19 protein-coding genes are annotated in these 15897 nt (G+C 68.0%); 5 read left to right on the plus strand and 14 right to left on the minus strand.

The features are described from left to right. The 13 genes from AC1D2K_RS13375 to AC1D2K_RS13435 form a co-directional block, all read right to left on the minus strand. The coding region (locus AC1D2K_RS13375) for a class I SAM-dependent methyltransferase (protein ID WP_478089318.1) at positions 1–380 on the minus strand (380 nt) is incomplete at its 3' end. Positions 381–399: 19 nt separating this feature from the next. Beyond that, positions 400–1272, minus strand: coding sequence for an intradiol ring-cleavage dioxygenase (locus AC1D2K_RS13380; protein WP_478089319.1), 873 nt, complete (start codon positions 1270–1272; stop codon positions 400–402). Then, positions 1256–2326, minus strand: coding sequence for a branched-chain amino acid ABC transporter permease (locus AC1D2K_RS13385; protein ID WP_478089320.1), 1071 nt, complete (start codon positions 2324–2326; stop codon positions 1256–1258). The genes AC1D2K_RS13380 and AC1D2K_RS13385 overlap by 17 nt, the downstream gene beginning before the upstream one ends. 23 nt (positions 2327–2349) lie before the next feature. Then, on the minus strand, positions 2350–3210 hold the full coding sequence (locus tag AC1D2K_RS13390; RefSeq protein ID WP_478089321.1) for a branched-chain amino acid ABC transporter permease: 861 nt from the start codon (positions 3208–3210) through the stop codon (positions 2350–2352). Beyond that, positions 3207–3935, minus strand: a complete 729-nt coding sequence (locus AC1D2K_RS13395) for an ABC transporter ATP-binding protein (RefSeq protein ID WP_478089322.1) — start codon at positions 3933–3935, stop codon at positions 3207–3209. Before AC1D2K_RS13395 ends, AC1D2K_RS13390 begins: the two co-directional genes overlap by 4 nt. Next, positions 3932–4651 carry an ABC transporter ATP-binding protein gene (locus AC1D2K_RS13400; RefSeq protein ID WP_478089323.1) on the minus strand — a complete coding sequence of 240 codons (720 nt, stop codon included), beginning with the start codon at positions 4649–4651 and terminating at the stop codon, positions 3932–3934. The genes AC1D2K_RS13395 and AC1D2K_RS13400 overlap by 4 nt, the downstream gene beginning before the upstream one ends. Positions 4652–4656: 5 nt before the next feature. Then, positions 4657–5916 carry an ABC transporter substrate-binding protein gene (locus AC1D2K_RS13405; protein WP_478089324.1) on the minus strand — a complete coding sequence of 420 codons (1260 nt, stop codon included), beginning with the start codon at positions 5914–5916 and terminating at the stop codon, positions 4657–4659. A gap of 48 nt (positions 5917–5964) precedes the next feature. Then, the gene (locus AC1D2K_RS13410) at positions 5965–7032 is read right to left on the minus strand and encodes a maleylacetate reductase (protein ID WP_478089325.1); all 1068 of its coding nucleotides are present in this window, start codon (positions 7030–7032) and stop codon (positions 5965–5967) included. 5 nt (positions 7033–7037) lie between these two features. Then, positions 7038–8501 (minus strand): aldehyde dehydrogenase family protein, encoded by a 1464-nt coding sequence (locus AC1D2K_RS13415; RefSeq protein ID WP_478089336.1) that lies wholly within the window; start codon positions 8499–8501, stop codon positions 7038–7040. A 168-nt stretch (positions 8502–8669) separates the two neighbouring features. After that, positions 8670–9128, minus strand: coding sequence for a nuclear transport factor 2 family protein (locus tag AC1D2K_RS13420; protein WP_478089326.1), 459 nt, complete (start codon positions 9126–9128; stop codon positions 8670–8672). Positions 9129–9272: 144 nt separating this feature from the next. Continuing rightward, positions 9273–10280, minus strand: a complete 1008-nt coding sequence (locus AC1D2K_RS13425; RefSeq protein WP_478089327.1) for a hydroxyquinol 1,2-dioxygenase — start codon at positions 10278–10280, stop codon at positions 9273–9275. 19 nt (positions 10281–10299) lie between these two features. Further along, positions 10300–10809, minus strand: a complete 510-nt coding sequence (locus AC1D2K_RS13430) for a cupin domain-containing protein (protein WP_478089328.1) — start codon at positions 10807–10809, stop codon at positions 10300–10302. Positions 10810–10954: 145 nt separating this feature from the next. Next, the gene (locus tag AC1D2K_RS13435) at positions 10955–11905 is read right to left on the minus strand and encodes a LysR family transcriptional regulator (RefSeq protein ID WP_478089329.1); all 951 of its coding nucleotides are present in this window, start codon (positions 11903–11905) and stop codon (positions 10955–10957) included. A 56-nt stretch (positions 11906–11961) separates the two neighbouring features. Between AC1D2K_RS13435 and AC1D2K_RS13440 the strand changes: the two genes are divergently transcribed. Further along, positions 11962–12396 carry a DUF1841 family protein gene (locus tag AC1D2K_RS13440; protein ID WP_478089330.1) on the plus strand — a complete coding sequence of 145 codons (435 nt, stop codon included), beginning with the start codon at positions 11962–11964 and terminating at the stop codon, positions 12394–12396. A gap of 203 nt (positions 12397–12599) precedes the next feature. On the opposite strand, the gene AC1D2K_RS13445 is transcribed toward AC1D2K_RS13440, so the two are convergent. Then, positions 12600–13280: a c-type cytochrome gene (locus AC1D2K_RS13445; protein ID WP_478089331.1), complete on the minus strand. Its 681-nt coding sequence runs from the start codon at positions 13278–13280 to the stop codon at positions 12600–12602. Positions 13281–13410: 130 nt separating this feature from the next. Between AC1D2K_RS13445 and AC1D2K_RS13450 the strand changes: the two genes are divergently transcribed. From AC1D2K_RS13450 to AC1D2K_RS13465, 4 genes are all read left to right on the plus strand, one after another. Further along, positions 13411–14253, plus strand: a complete 843-nt coding sequence (locus AC1D2K_RS13450; RefSeq protein ID WP_478089332.1) for an AAA family ATPase — start codon at positions 13411–13413, stop codon at positions 14251–14253. Continuing rightward, positions 14250–14495 (plus strand): hypothetical protein, encoded by a 246-nt coding sequence (locus tag AC1D2K_RS13455; protein ID WP_478089333.1) that lies wholly within the window; start codon positions 14250–14252, stop codon positions 14493–14495. Before AC1D2K_RS13450 ends, AC1D2K_RS13455 begins: the two co-directional genes overlap by 4 nt. A 2-nt stretch (positions 14496–14497) precedes the next feature. After that, the gene (locus tag AC1D2K_RS13460) at positions 14498–15112 is read left to right on the plus strand and encodes a GNAT family N-acetyltransferase (protein WP_478089334.1); all 615 of its coding nucleotides are present in this window, start codon (positions 14498–14500) and stop codon (positions 15110–15112) included. Positions 15113–15118: 6 nt separating this feature from the next. Continuing rightward, on the plus strand, positions 15119–15897 hold a 779-nt coding region (locus AC1D2K_RS13465; RefSeq protein WP_478089335.1), incomplete at its 3' end, for a vWA domain-containing protein.

Consider the following 15897-nt stretch of genomic DNA (forward strand, 5'->3'; position numbering starts at 1 on the left):
GCCTCGGCCCGGCCGCGAACCAGTTCGACACCGGGCAGCGTGACCTGCCCCATCATCCCGGGGCTGGGGTCGACCCCCACCAGCAACCCGCGCGGGCCGATCAGCGTGAGCGCCTCGCGCGCGACCAGCCCGGTGCCGATGCCGACGTCGAGCACCTGCGCGCCGGCCACCAGACCGGCCCGCTCCAGCGCCTTGCGCCGATACCACGGCCCCGAGCCGAGCGCGAGCACCCGCTCGATGCGGTCGTAGTCGGGCGCGGTGTCGTCGAAGATGCGGAGCAGGAACTGCTGGTGCTCGGCCTCGTCCCCGTAGTAGGCGGGCAGCGGCGTGTGCGGCGCGAGCGCCTCGGTCGGAGGGGGCGACGGGCTGTGGCTTTGCATCGGCGATTATGGCCACAGCTCAGGGGTTCGTGGCGGGCTCCAGCACGAAGTCGAAGGCCAGCGTGTGAAACGGCCGGGTCTGCAGGCTGCCGTCCGGCGCGGTGCCGCCCTCGGGGTGCGATGCGAAGTCGCCGATCAGCGAGCTGCGCACGCCGAAGACCGCGTCACTGTCGAGGTAGCGATCGCCATCGCGAAACACGTGCGTGATCAGCGTCTCGTAGCCCGGCGCCTCGATCATGAAATGAACGTGTGCGGGCCGCCAGGGATGGCGCCTGGTCACCCGCAGCATCGCGCCCACCGGACCGTCGGTCGGAATCGGATAGGCCACCGGCATCACGCCGCGGAACCACAGCCGGCCCTCGGCATCGGTGCGGAAGACGGCCCGGCCCTGCGGCCGGTCCAGCCCAGCCCGCTGCACGTCGTAGAAACCCTCGGCGTCGGCCTCCCAGACATCGACCTCGGCATCGGCGACGGGCTCGCCGTCGCGGCCGCGCACGGTGGCCTGCACGAACAGCGGCTCGCCCTTGGCGCCACCCGAGATGTCGTCGCCGAGCGCGAGACGCGGCGCCCCCTGTACATGGAAGGGGCCGAACACGGTCGCTTCGGTGGCCTGCGCGCTCTTCGCATGATTGAGCGCCACCGTGAGCATCGACAGGCCCAGCGTGTCCGACAGCAGGATGAACTCCTGCCGCTTGTCGCTGCACTTCTGACCCGTCGCGGTCAGGAACTCGATGCCGGCCGCCCACTCGGCTTCGGTCAGTTTCACCTCGCGCGCGAAGTCGTGCAGGTGGCGCACCAGCGCCGAGAGCACCTCCTTGAGCCGCGGGTCTTCGCAGCCCGCCATGCGGTCGAGCACGGCGGCAGTGATGGTGTGTTCATTGATGTTTCGCATGGGGATGGAGCTCCAGTTCGGGGGGACGTGCGGCGGGCAGCGAGCGCTTCGGGGCCACCGGGTGCGCCGACAGCCGGCGCTGCGTGGGAAACAGCGACCAGCCCCAGCGCTGCTGGGCGAAACCCCACAGGCCCTGCTTGAAGAAGATGGTGACCAGGATCGCGAGCAGGCCGAGCCCGAGCAGATACCAGGTGCCGTAGTCGCTCAGAAACTTGTTGAGCGCCCAGAAGATCAGGGCGCCGAGCATCGGTCCTTCGATGCGGCCGATGCCGCCGATCACCACCATGAAGATCGCGAACGCCGTCCAGTTGACACTGAAGGCCGCGTCGGGGCTGATGCGCAGGTTGCCCACGAAGTACAGCGCGCCCGCCAGGCCGGCGCCGAAGGCCGCGACCACGTACACCGCGAGCTTCATGCGCACGACCGGGATCCCCTGCGACTCCGCCGCGACCTCGTTGTCGCGGATCGCCAGCAGCGCCAGCCCGCGCTTGCTGCGCAGGAACAGGTAGACCAGCGCGATCGCCGCCACCACGCAGGCCAGCGCCATCCAGTAGGTGACGCTCTCGCGCGTCGCGCGCTCGATGCCGCGCAGGGCCGTGAGCGTGGTGCCCGAGCCGCCGCCGACCGCCGACACGTTGGCGAAGCTCAGCCGGAACACTTCGGCGATCACCCAGGTGCCGATGGCGAAGTAGCCGCCCGAGAGGCGGAAGGCGACGAAGGACACCGGCACCGCGATCACGCCCGCCGCCAGTGCGCCCAACGGAATCGCGAGGAAGGGATTCAGCCCCGCGAAGTTGCCGAGCATCAGCATCACGTAGCCGCCGAAGCCGAAGAAGGCCTGCTGCCCGATGCTCACCATGCCGCCGTAGCCCGCCAGCAGGTTCCACATCATCGCGAAGATGAAGTAGCAGGCGATCTCGACGAATTCGCGCATCCAGCTCGACTCGCCCCAGAACGGCAGGCTGGCCGCCAGCACCACCAGCGCGCCCGCAGCCCACAGCGCCGAGCGGCTCGCAGGGGTGCTGCGCACCACGTCGAAAGTCTTGTTCGTCATGACCGGTTCCATGGTTGCGGGCCTCAGCCACGCGTCTTGGGGAAAAGGCCTTGCGGCCGCAGCACGAGCACCCCCAGGAAGACCAGGTGGCCCATCCAGATGCCCCAGCCCGGATCGAGCCGGAAGCCGATCTGCTGCGTGATGCCGAGGATCATCGCGCCGGCCAGCGTGCCCCAGAACGAGCCCATGCCGCCGATGATCACCGCCTCGAAGGCAAACAGCAGCAGGAGCGGCCCGTCCGATGGCGACACCGTGGTACGCATGCCCTGCAGCGCACCGGCGATCGCGATCAGCACGAAGGCGATGCCGGTGGCCAGCGCGTAGACCTGGTTCGCCTTGAGCCCCATCAGCTCGGCGATCTCGCGATCGTCCGAGACGGCGCGGAAGGTCCGGCCCAGCGGCGTGCGCGCGAACATCCATTGCATCGCCGCCGTGGCCGCCAGCGCGACGGCCAGCACGACCAGCGGAAGCACGCCGACCGCCAGCGAATCGGTGAGCTGCAGCGACCGGGTGGCCAGCGGACCGATCTCGAGGGCGCGCGGATCGGCCGAGAACAGCTCCAGCAGAAGGTTCTGGATCACGATCGAAAGGCCGAAGGTCACGACCAGCGAGGGCAGCGGATCCTTGCCCAGCGTGCGGTTGAGCACGTGGCGCTGCAGCAGGTAGCCGAAGCCGAACGCGATCGGCAGCACCGCCAGCACCACCCAGATCGGCGCGCTGCCGGTCAGCGAGACGCCGGCGATGGCGGCGAAGGCCGCCAGGATGATGAAGTCGCCCTGCGCGACATTGGTCAGGCGCATCACGCCGAACATCAGCGACAGGCCGAGCGCGAACAGCGTGTAGAGGCCGCCGAGCAGCAGGCCCWGGATCAGGGTCTCGATCATGGCGCGGCCGCCTCCGCGTGCGTCTCGAGGCCGAAGTACGCCTGCGAGATCTGCTCGCGCGTGAGCTCGCGGGAGCGCCCGGTCAGCGACACCCGCCCCTCCTGCAGGCAGTACACGCGCTGCGAGACCTGCTGGGCCATGCCCACGTCCTGCTCGACGATCACGACCGTCATGCCCTCGGACGTGATGCGCGGCATGGCGGCATAGATCTCGCGGATCACGATCGGCGCCAGGCCCAGCGAGAGCTCGTCGCACAGCAGCACCTCGGGGTTGCTCATGAGGGCGCGGCCCAGCGCCACCATCTGCTGCTGGCCGCCCGACAGCGCCATCGCGGGCTCGCGCCGCTTCTGCGCAAGGATCGGGAACATCTCGTACAGCCGCTGCAGGTTCCAGGGGCCGGCACGGCCGCTCGCAGCGCCCATCAACAGGTTCTCCTCGACGCTGAGGCTGGCGAACAGGCGCCGGCCCTCGGGCACCATCGCCAGGCCGTGCCGCACGATCTCGCCGGGCGGCAACCCGCCGATCGCCTCGCCCTTGAACCGGATCGCCTCGCGCGGCGCGCGCACCAGGCCGGTCAGGCACTTCAGGAAGGTCGACTTGCCGGCCCCGTTGGCGCCGATGATCGCCAGCAGCTCGCCGGGGTGCAGCTCGAAGTCGATGCCGAACAGGGCCTGGGCATCGCCGTAGAAAGCCTGGAGGCCCTCGGCGCAAAGCAGTGCCGTCATATCTCCATCCCCATGTACACCCGCCGCACTTCGGGATCGTTCATCACCGCGCGCGGGCCGCCCTCGGCCAGCTTCTGCCCGAAGTTGATGACGAACAGCCGGTCGGCCAGCGACAGCAGCGCATGCACCACGTGCTCGATCCAGATCATCGTGACGCCGCGCGCCTTGATCTGCTGCAACTCCTCGACCAGCTGGCGCGCCTCGGGCTCGGTCAGCCCGCCCGCGATCTCGTCGAGCAGCAGCAGCTTCGGCCGCGTGGCGAGCGCGCGGGCCAGTTCGAGGCGCTTGCGGTCGAGCAGGGTGAGGCCACCGGCCGGCTGGTTCGCCCGCGCCATCAGCCCGGTCTGCGCGAGGACTTCGTGCGCGGTCTGCCAGGCTTCCTGCTCGCGCTCCTGCGCGCCGAAGCAGGCCGCGGTCACCAGGTTCTCGAACACGCTCATGTGGCCGAAGGGCTGCGGCACCTGGTAGCTGCGGCCGATGCCCGCGTGGCAGCGCTGGTGCGGCTTGAGCGTGGTCACGTCGCGCCCCTCGTACTCCACCCTGCCCGCATCCACCCGCACGTCGCCCGAGATCAGGTTGAACAGCGTGGTCTTGCCGGCGCCGTTCGGCCCGAGGATGCCCAGGGTCTCGCCCTCGGTCACCGCGAGCGTGATGCCGTCGGTGACCTTGAGCGCGCCGTAGGACTTGCTGACGGCGTGAAGCGCGAGCAGGGTCATCGCGTTCAGCCCGGCATCGGCCTGAGCGCGCCACCGACGGGGATGTCCGGCGCGGCCTCGTTGCTCACGATGGTGAGCTCGTACTTGTACTCCTTGCCTTTGCCCCATTGGCCCAGCACCAGCGGCGTCTTGCTGACGTTCTTGAAGGGACCCTGGCCGCCCCACTTGACCGGCCCGACCACGGTCGCGAGCGACGTCGCGGCCACCGCATCGCGCACATCCGGCGCCTTGGACGACTTGGCCCGCGACAGCGCGTCTGCGGCCACCTCGAACAGGGCATGCGCAAAGCCGATCGGCTGCGTCCACTGCTTCTTCGCGCCGGTCTCGTAGGCCTCGGCCAGTGCCTTCGCGCTCTGCTTCGTCAGGCTCGAGGTGAAGGGATGCGAAGGGCTCCACCAGACTTCGGTCGACAGGCCGTCGCCGAGTTCGCCCAGCGCATCGATGGCGCCCGGGAACAGCAGCGCCTTGCCGAGCGTGATGATCTTCGGCCTGAAGCCCTGCTGCCGCGCCTGCGTCAGGAAGGTCTTGGCATCGGGCGGGATCACGACGCCGGTGACGATCTCCACGCCGKCCTTCTTGAAGGCSGCGATCTGGGCGCTGAAGTCCTGCGTGCCGTTCTGGAAGCGGCCCGGGTCGACCAGCGTGAAACCCATCTGCGAGAGCGGCTTCGGGAAGCCGAGTTCCTTGTCGCCCCAGGCGTTGCCGTCGCCGTCGTTGGGGAAGAGGCCGCCGACCTTCTTGTTGGTCGGGATCGTCTTCCAGCCGTTGGTGAAGTTCGCGATCACGTCTTCCAGGCCCCAGAACAGGTGGTAGGTCCACGCGAAGCCCTTGGCCGGATCGCCCTTGCGGCCGAAGAACCAGGGCTGCCATGGCACCACGCTGGAGATGCAGGGCACCTCGTTGAGCTCGCAGGCGTCGCTCACCGGATTGGCGGTCTCGGGCGTGCCGGCGGTGAGCACCAGCGCGACCTTGTCCTTGAGGATCAGGTCATTGGCGACTTCGCCCGCGCGGTTCGGGTTCGACTGGCTGTCCTTCAGCACGATCTGCACCGCGTATTTCTTGCCGCCGACGCCGATGCCGTCCTTGAAGGCGATCTTCATCTGGTCGATGACCCACTTGTCCGCTTCGCCGAACGGCGCGAGCGGGCCGGTCTGCGGCGACACGTAGCCGATCTTGAGCGTGTCGGCCGCGAAGACCCGCGGCGCGGCGCCGGCGGCGGCCAGTGCGGCCGCGGCCTGGGTGAACTGCCTGCGATTGAATGTCATGGTTGTCTCCTTTTCTTTCTCTTCCTGCACAAGGAATCGCCGGCAGCGTCAGCCGGGCGGGTCGCCGTCGAACGCGCGTTGGAGCAGCGCGCGGATCGCGTCGCGCGCGGCCGGCCCGAAGGGCCTCGGGTTCCAGTAGGGGTTGCTCACCGCAAGATCGGCCGCACGGTCGAGGTCCTCGGCGCGCATGCCGATGTCCCTGAGCGCAACGGGTGCCGCGTTGTCGCGTGCGAGCGCGTAGAGCCCCTGCGCCGCGGAAGCGGTGCCTAGCGCGCGCGCGATGCGCTCCATCGCACGCGGCGCCGCCTCGGCATTGAAGGCGATGGCATGCGGCAGCACCACGGTGTGCACCTCGGCATGCGGCAGGTTGAAGCTGCCGCCCAGCGTGTGGCAGAGCTTGTGGTGCAGCGCCATGCCGACGCCGCCGAGCACGCTGCCGCAGAGCCAGGCGCCATAGAGCGCGTCGGCGCGCGCCTCGATGTCCCCGGGCTGCCGCCGGATCGCCGGCAGGGCGCGCGCGATCGCGGCGATGCCTTCCTGTGCCATCAGGTCCATCACCGGGTTGCTGTCCTGCGCATAGAGCCCCTCGGCCGCATGCGCGATCGCATTGATGCCGCTGGTCACGCTGAGGCCCGCGGGCAGGCCGCGCGACAGCTCGGGGTCGTAGATCACGGTGCGCGGCAGCACCCGCGGGTCCTTGCCGGTCTTCTTGAGGCCGGCTTCRGTGAGGCCGTAGATCGGCGTCATCTCGCTGCCGGCGTAGGTGGTCGGGATCGCAAGGATCGGCAAGCCCGAATCGAGCGCGATGGCCTTGCCCAGCCCGGTGGTCGAGCCGCCGCCGATGGCCACGGCGCAGTCGGCACCCAGCCGCCGCGCGACCTCGCGGGCTTCGCGCGCGGTCTCGATCGGCACGTGCATCACGGCGCGGTCGAAGATGCCGGCCGCCCGCACGCCGAGCATGTCGGCCACGCGCTCGGCCTGTCCGCGCTGCCCCGGCGTCGAGAGCACGAGCGCGCGCCGCGCGCCCAGCGCCTCGATCTCGCGCGCCAGGTGCCGCAGCGAGCCGGCACCGAACACGACGCGCTGGGGATGGCTGGTGTAGACGAAGTCACGCATGGTGTTCAGCGCACGAAGTGCGGTGGAATCTGGGCGTCGATGTTCACCCACACGCTCTTGACCTGCGTGTACTCGCGCATCGCATCGAAGCCCATTTCGCGCCCATAGCCGCTCTGGCCGACACCGCCGAAGGGCGAGCCGGGGTTCACGCGCTTGTAGCTGTTGATCCAGACCATGCCCGCGTGCAGGTCGCGCGCGACGCGGTGGGCCCGCTGCAGGTCGCGGGTCCACAGGCCGCTGCCCAGGCCGTAATCGGTGCCGTTGGCGATCTCCATCGCCTCCTCGTCGTTCTTGAAGGTGAGCACCGTGACGAAGGGACCGAACACCTCTTCCTGCGCGACACGGTCGCGAAACGACTTCGCGCGCACCACCGTCGGCTCGACATAGCAGCCGCGCGCCAGGTCGCCGCCCGGCGACCGGCCGCCCGCCAGCACTTCGCCGCCCTCGCCCTTGGCCACCTCGACATAGCTCAGCACGCGCTCGCGGTGCTGCGCGCTCGTGAGCGGGCCCATCTCGGTCGCGTCGTCGATCGGGTTGCCGAGCCTGATCGACTGCGCCAGCGGGATGAACTGCTCGAGGAAGGCGTCGGCGATCTTCTCGTGCAGCATCAGCCGCGAGCCCGCGATGCAGGCCTGCCCCTGGTTGTGGAAGATGGCCCAGGCGCTGCCGTTGACGGCGGCCGGCAGGAAGGCGTCCTCGAACACGATGTTGGGCCCCTTGCCGCCGAGCTCGAGCTGCACCTTTTTGAGGTTGCCGGCGCTGGCCTGCACCACGCGCCGGCCGGTCGCGGTGCTGCCGGTGAAGGCGATCTTCGCGATCTCGGGGTGCTCGGCGATGTACTGGCCCACGACGCTGCCGAGGCCGGGCACCATGTTGACCACGCCGTCGGGCATGCCGGCCTCGGCCATGAGCTCGACGATCCTGAGCGAGCTCAGCGGCGTGATCTCGGCCGGCTTCATCACGATGCAATTGCCGGCCGCGAGCGCGGGCCCCATCTTCCAGCTCGTGAACATCAGCGGGAAGTTCCACGGCACCACCTGGCCGACGATGCCGACCGGCTCGCGCAGCGTGTAGTTGAGGAAGCCGGCCTCGACGGGAATCGTCTCGCCCTGGAACTTGTCGGCCATGCCGCCGAAGTAGCGGAAGCAGGCCGCGGTGCGCGGCACGTCGAGCTTGCGCGAATCACGGATCGGGTGCCCGGTGTCGAGCGACTCGAGGCGGGCCAGATCCTCGGTGTTGGCCTCGATGAGATCGGCGAGCTTGAGCAGGATGCGGCCGCGGTCGGCTGCCGCCATGCGGCTCCAGGCCGGAAAGGCACGCTTCGCCGCGGCCACCGCGCGGTCGACGTCGGCCTTGCCCGCCAGCGCCACGTCGGCGATGGTCGAGTTGTCGTGCGGGTTCAGCGTGGCGAGCGTCTCGCCCGACTCCGCGTCGACGAAGCGGCCGTCGATGAAGAGCTGGTGGCGGATGGGCGTCTTCAGGCCGGCGGCCTGCTGGATGTCTGCGAGGGTCATATGAGGATCTCCAGCTTTGACTGCAAGTTCAGGAACACCGCGGAACCGGCTTTGCCGGGCCGCTGGTGTTGCCCCCTGGAAGGGGGTGGGCGGCTACACGAAGTGAGCCAACCTGGGGGGGTGTCATTTCAGCCATGGGTAGCGGGCGGTGTCCTTGCCGGCGTAGTCCGGGTCGAGGTAGATGAAGCAGCGCTGAATCAGGAAGTCGCGGATCTCGAAGACGTCGCACCAGCGGCCTGCGCCCCACTCGGGCACGCCGGCGCGCCACGGGCCGTCGGCGTGCTCGCCGAAGCTCGTGCCTTCGCAGGCGAACAGATCGGTGCCCGTGAAGATCCAGTTGAAGCCCGCGTAGTCGTGCCGGATGGACTTGCCGCGGCTACCCACGTCGCCGAACAGCTTGCCGATCTGTTCCTTGCCGTTCGCCAGGCCCCATTTGGGGAAGTACACCTGCGCGTCATCCGCGAACAGGTCGAGGATCGAGCCGCCGGTGGAGGTGACGCCGCCGTTGTCGTAGGCCTTGAGGTATTCGAGCGCCACCGACTTGCGTTGCTCGTCGGTCATGGTTTGACGGGTGAGTGCCATGGTGTGTCTCCTTCTTCGCCTGAAGCGGTGCGGGCCGTGCGCGGCGCGACGCCGCACCGGCACGGGGCCGGTCGCGGCTTGCCACACGCGTCGTCTCCTCGTGGCGAGGGCTGCGCGGCCTCCCGCGCAGCCTTCGCCCATGTCCTAGAACTGAACCGGGATCTCGGGGCTCTCGCCCTTCTGGATCTCGTAGACCAGGCTGGGCGAGCCGTTCTCCCAGACCAGCAGCATCGAGCGCTTGGGGCTGAAGCCCTGATGGCGGCAATAGRCGGGCATCGCGGCCATGTCGCCGGCCTTCATGATCACGCGCGCCATCGGCCGGCCGGTGTTCTTGTCGCCGCAGTCCCAGTGGATCTCGTCGGTCATCTGGAAGAACCACTCGACGCGGTCGTTGCCGTGGATGATCGGCAGGATGTGCTCCTCGGTGGTCGGGCACATGTAGCTGTGTTTGACGACCGAAGTGAAGCTCGGATTCCACGTCACCTGCGAGCGGCTCAGGAAGCCGAACAGGTTGAAGGCATGCACGTCGTTCTCGAAGCCGGGCTCGGGATGCAGCTCGGGCTCGCCCTGCGGCACGTCGGCGAAGGCGCGGTTGATCGGCGCGCCGCGCGCGTCGCTGCGCAGGTCGAGGTCGCCCTTCAGGCCGACGCAGCGGGTCGCCAGCTCGCGCGCCCGGGTGATCTTGGCCGTGTTGTTGCCCTTCTTGCGGCCGTAGGGCGAGCCGGTCTCTTGCGGCGCTGCGAACGGGTCGAAGCTCTCGTTGGTCCAGTCGTCGAGCATGGCCTCGAAGGTGGCGCGGATCTGCGCGGTCGGGAAGTTCTCGAGCAGGTCGATGCCGGCCTCCTTCATCGTGCCGTTGAAGCTGCCGGCATAGAGGTCGACCGACTGGTAGTGGTTGACGGTGCCGATCACGTCGTCGAAGTTGACCCAGCCGTAGAAGAAGCCCCAGGCGACGTCGCGCATCAGGGCGCGCAGGTAGTTGCCGACGTCCAGCGTGTGGCTCATCGGCCGGCCGTCGCGGGTCTTCCAGGTGATGTGGGCGAAATACTCGTCGCGCCGGAAGCCGAAGCTGCCGAGCGAAAAATCCTTGTAGCCGAGCGTGGCGTCGGGTTGCGACGCGATGACCTTGGCGAGTTCTGCGGGTGCGTTCATGGCGGTGCTCCTCGGCGGCTCAATGCGACTGGCAGATGTCTGCCCACTTCTCGACGGAAAGATCGCCCTTGCAGGTCTGCAGCACGATCACGCCGGGCGCGCCGGCGGTGCGGAACTGGTAGGCCGTGTTCTTCGGCAGCAGGCCCTGGTGGCCGCGCGAGAGCTTCATCCAGCCCATCTTCGGGCCCTTGGGTTCACCCTTCACGAGCACGGCGCCGTTCTTCTCTGCGTCGGCCACGGTCTGGCTGGCGTCGAGCTGGACCAGGTGCACCTCGACCTCGCCATCCATCACCAGCGCGAACTCGTCGTGCGCGCTGGTGTACCAGGGCGACGTGCCTTCGGCGCGCAGCGTCTCCAGCACGTAGATCTGGTTCTGGCCGAACACCACCTTCTCGTAGGGACTGCTCTTGCTCGCAATCTCGAAGCAGTTGGAAAACGCATAGTGGCGCACGTCGTCGGCGATCGGCTCGACGTGGCCCTTCTCGAAGTGCTGGAGGGACCCGAAGCGGGTCTGGTAGGCAGCGGTCATGGTGTGTCTCCTGAAGTGCCAAACAGTGCAGCGATGGACTGCGATGAATGGACTGTAGGAAACGGCGGGCCGCTCCGGTAGGCCTCAAATGCGGGCCGCATTGTTCGGCGATTCCGGTCAATGCGCAGGGTTTACCCGCGATCGCCTAGCCGTCGGCGATCAGTCCCGGCGGCAGCATCCCTCGCTCGATCATCGCGGCGTCCCAGGGCGGCACCTTCGCGAAGGCCGCCGTGATGTGCTCGATGAAGAGTYGGAGCTTGAACGCGTTGCGCGAGGTGCCCGCATAGACCGCGCTCAAGGAGAACGAGGACAGCTGGTGCTCCGGCAGCACGACCTGCAGGTCGCCGCGCAGGATGGCGTCGCCCGCCACCAGCGTCGGCAGGCAGACGATGCCGGCGTGCTCCAGCGCGTACTCGCGCAGCAGGTGGACGCTGTTGGTGAGCAAGGCGGCGCTCATGTAGATCGTCACCTGTTCGCCGCCATGGTGAAAGGTCCAGCGGTCGCGTGTCGGGTAGCCCGAATAGAGGCCCAGCGCGTGCTTGTGCAGGTCGCGCGGGCTCTGGGGCATGCCGTGCGCGGCCAGGTACTCGGGCGTGGCGCAGAACACGCGGCGCACCGGGAACAGCGGCCTCGACACCAGTTCGGTGGAAGCCGCCGGGAAGATCTGCAGCGCGCAATCCACGCCCGCCTTGACCGGATCCACCACCGCATCGCTCACGATCAGCTCCAGATGGATGTCCGGAAAGCTGACCTGGAAGGCGCGCAGCAGCGCCGCGAAGTGGCCGAGCACGAAGCCGGTGAGCGCATGGATGCGCAGCGTGCCGGTGGGCCCGGCCCTGGCGTCGCGCATCTGGTCCATGATGTCGTTGGCCCGGCCGACCAGCTCGGTGCAGTCGCGCAGGAAGGCCTGGCCGACGTCGCTGAGCCGCACCACGCGCGTGCTGCGGTGGAACAGCGGCGCGCCGACATGGTCCTCGAGCTGCTTCACGCGGCTGGTGACCACCGACTTGGACACCCGCATCTGCCGCGCGGCCTCGGCGAAGCTCTGGGTCTGCGCGACGCGAACGAATGTCTCTATGTTTTCGAGGCGGTCCATGGCTCAGCAATGTAGCGGCCCGGCGCCGCCTGTGGGGCCGGTGCTAATCTTGGCGGATGTTCAATCCCTCCCAAGAGGAAGTGCGTCGCTTCTTTTGCGACGTCTTCGCCAAGAGCCGCCGCGGCGAGCCGATGGAAGCGCTCGAGATCATCGCCAGCCGCTGGATCGACGAGCACCCCGAATACCACGCCGACCTGGCCGACGCCGACGCCGCGGTGGCGCGCGTCTACGACGGCAAGGACGGGCGCGAGAACCCCTTCCTGCACCTGTCGATGCACCTGTCGATCAGCGAGCAGTGCTCGATCGACCAGCCGCGCGGCATCCGCCAGGCGGTCGAACTGCTGGCAGCGCGCCGCGACTCGCTGCTCGACGCCCACCACGAAGCGATGGAGTGCCTGGGCCAGATGATGTGGGAGAGCCAGCGCGCCGGCCGCCCGCCCGACGGCGAGGCCTACGTGGCCTGCGTGCAGCGCCGCGCCACGCGGGACTAGTGGTGCCCCCACGCTCCCCCACTGCGTGTGGGTCGCGGCCCCCCGAGGGGGCCGCAGGCCGCCTTGGGGCGGCCCGGCGCCGGCCTGGATGACCCCCACGCTCCCCCACTGCGTGTGGGTCGTTGCCCCCGAGGCCCACGTGCGGCCGCGCCAGAAAGCACAAAGCCCGCAGCAAGCGGGCTTTGTCTGGGGCGCAGCGCCGTTCAGTCGGCGTGGTGGAAGCGCGACTCCGGCACCGTCTTCAGTTCGCCGGGCAGCGAGCTGATGTAGGCGGCGAGTTCCTTGATCTCGGGGTTGGTGTACTTCTTGGCCTGTCCGCTCATCACGCCGTTCGAACGGCCGAGCTGGGCATGGTTCTGCGCCTTGTACGACTTGAGCGCCACATAGAGGTAGTCGGCGTACTGGCCCGCGAGCTTCGGCACGGTGCCGTCGTTGGGCGTGTTGAAGTTGGCGCCATGGCACTTGGTGCAGGCGTTGTCCTTGTCGCGCGAGATCAGGGCCTGGACCTTGTCGCTGGGCGCCTTGGCGGTGGCCGGCGGCGCGTCGCCCTCCTTCAGGCCGAGCTGGCCGTAGTAGGCGCCGAGGTCGGCCATGTCCTGCTCGCTCAGCGAGTCGGCGATGGCGCGCATGGTCGGGTGCTTGCGCTCGCCGCCCTTGTACTGCGTGAGCGCGGAGACGATGTAGCTGGAACTCTGGCCCGCGATCATCGGCACCTTGTGGATCTCGGGAAAGCTCGCCTGGTAGCCGATGATGCCGTGGCAGCCCACGCACATCGCAGTCTTCTTGGCCCCGGCTTCAGCATTGCCGGTGATCTTCTGGGCCTGGGCCGAGACCGTCACGCAGGCGACAGCCAGGGCAAACATYGTGGTCAACAACTTGTTCATTTTGCGCGCACAATCTCGTGGAGAAACTTGTTTCAAATCAACATTTGATTATATGGGGGCTCCTCGCGGCCCCCGCGGACGAAGAATCGATGTTGTGTTCTTTCAACCACCCTCCGCACCACGCCATTCCATGAAATTCAAGGGTTCAGACAACTACGTTGCCACTCAGGATCTGATGCTCGCGGTCAATGCCGCCATCACGCTCAAACGTCCCCTGCTCGTCAAGGGCGAGCCCGGCACCGGCAAGACGATGCTGGCCGAGGAAGTGGCCCAGGCCCTCAACCTGCCGCTGCTGCAGTGGCACATCAAGTCGACCACCAAGGCGCAGCAGGGTCTGTACGAATACGACGCCGTGAGCCGGCTGCGCGATTCGCAGCTCGGCGACGAGCGCGTGAAGGACATCCACAACTACATCGTCAAGGGCGTGCTGTGGCAGGCCTTCACTGCGGACGAACCGGTGGCGCTCCTGATCGACGAGATCGACAAGGCCGACATCGAATTCCCGAACGATCTCTTGCGCGAGATCGACCGCATGGAGTTCTACTGCTACGAGACGCGCGAGCTGATCCGCGCCAAGCACCGGCCGGTGGTGTTCATCACCTCGAACAACGAGAAAGAGCTGCCCGACGCCTTCCTGCGCCGCTGCTTCTTCCATTACATCAAGTTCCCCGACGCGGAAACGATGAAGAGCATCGTCGCGGTGCACTTCCCGGGCCTCAAGCAGGAACTCCTGACCGCGGCCATGAAGACCTTCTACGACGTGCGCAACCTGCCCGGTCTCAAGAAGAAGCCCTCGACCTCCGAACTGCTCGACTGGCTCAAGCTGCTGGTGGCCGAGGACATTCCGCTGGAGGCGCTGCAGAGCAAGGACGACAAGGTCGCGGTGCCGCCGCTGGTCGGCGCGCTGCTCAAGAACGAGCAGGACGTGACCTTGTTCGAGAAGCTCGTGTTCATGCAGCGCAACAACCGATGAACGCTGGAAAGCACCCGACCAGGCAGTTGATGCTGTTCGGCGTGGCGCAGGCGGTGCTGTTCGTCGCCGGCGCGCTGCTCGGCCGCTGGATCGGTCTGCTGCTGGGCCTCGACGCCTTCGGCCCCGGTGGCTACACCAATAACGCGATCTTCGGCATCCYGCTGATCGGCCTCGGCGGTGGCGCCGGTGCCCAACTCGCGCGCGCCTGGTACGTGCGCAAGTACGGCAACCCCAGGAGTTGAGGATGGCATTCGTCGAGCCTGCCACGTTGCGGTCGCGCGGCATCGCGCTGGTGCCGCTGTCGCTGGCCCACGAGGACGGCCTGCGCGCAGCGGCCGCCGACGGCGAGCTCTGGAACCTCCGAGTGACCTCGGTGCCCGAGCCCGAGGACRCGCGCGGCTACATCGTGGCGGCGCTGAAGATGCGCGAGGACGGCAACCGCTTCGCCTTCGCCGTCACCGACGAAGCCAGCGGCACGGTGCTCGGCAGCACCAGTTTCCACGACATCCTGCCCGCAGTGAAACGGGTCGAGATCGGCTACACCTGGTATGCGAAGCGCTGCCAGCGCACGCACGTCAACACCACCTGCAAGCTCTTGATGCTCACGCATGCCTTCGACGCCCTGGGATGCCATGTGGTGGGCTGGCGCACCGACAACTTCAACCATGCCTCGCAGCGCGCAATCGAGCGGCTCGGCGCCCGCAGGGACGGCGTGATCCGCGGCCATGCGATGCGCCGCGACGGCACCATCCGCGACACCGTGATGTACAGCCTGCGCTCGGGCGAATGGCCCGAAGTGCGGGCGCAGTTGCTCTACCTGCTGGACAAGCCCCGAACCCCTGCTTCCGACCGGGAGTGATTCGCCATGCTGATCGACTTTTTCTACACCCTGCGTTCGGCCAAGCTGCCGGTATCGGTCAAGGAATACCTGACGCTGCTGGAGGCGCTGCAGGCCGACGTGGTCGGCCCGAATTCCGACGGCGCCTTCGGCCTCGACGACTTCTACTACCTCTCGCGCACCGCGCTGGTGAAGGACGAGAAGCACTACGACAAATTCGACCGCGCCTTCGCCGCCTACTTCAAGGGCGTCGAGATGCTGGCCGACTTCACCAAGGAAGTGCCGCTCGACTGGCTGCGCAAGACGCTCGAGCGCGAGTTCACGGCCGAGGAAAAGGCCAAGATCGAGAAGATGGGCTGGGACGAGCTCATGGAGACCCTCAAGAAGCGCTTCGAAGAGCAGAAGGAGCGCCACGAGGGCGGCAACAAGTGGATCGGCACCGGCGGCACCTCGCCCTTCGGCCACGGCGGCTACAACCCGCAGGGCGTGCGCATCGGCGGCGCCGGCAAGAACAAGAGCGCGGTCAAGGTCTGGGACCAGCGCGCCTACAAGGACTACGACGACAGCCAGGAACTCGGCACCCGCAACATCAAGATCGCCCTCAGGCGCCTGCGCAAGTTCGCGCGCGAGGGCCACGAGGAAGAGCTGGACCTGGACGACACCATCCGCTCGACCGCGGCGAATGCGGGCTACCTCGACATCAAGATGGTGCCGGAGCGGCACAACAACGTGAAGGTGCTGCTGCTGATGGACGTCGGCGGCACGATGGACGAGCACATCCAGCGCGTCGAGGAGCTGTTCTCGGC

Source organism: Variovorax sp. P1_H12_2, from assembly GCF_056405335.1.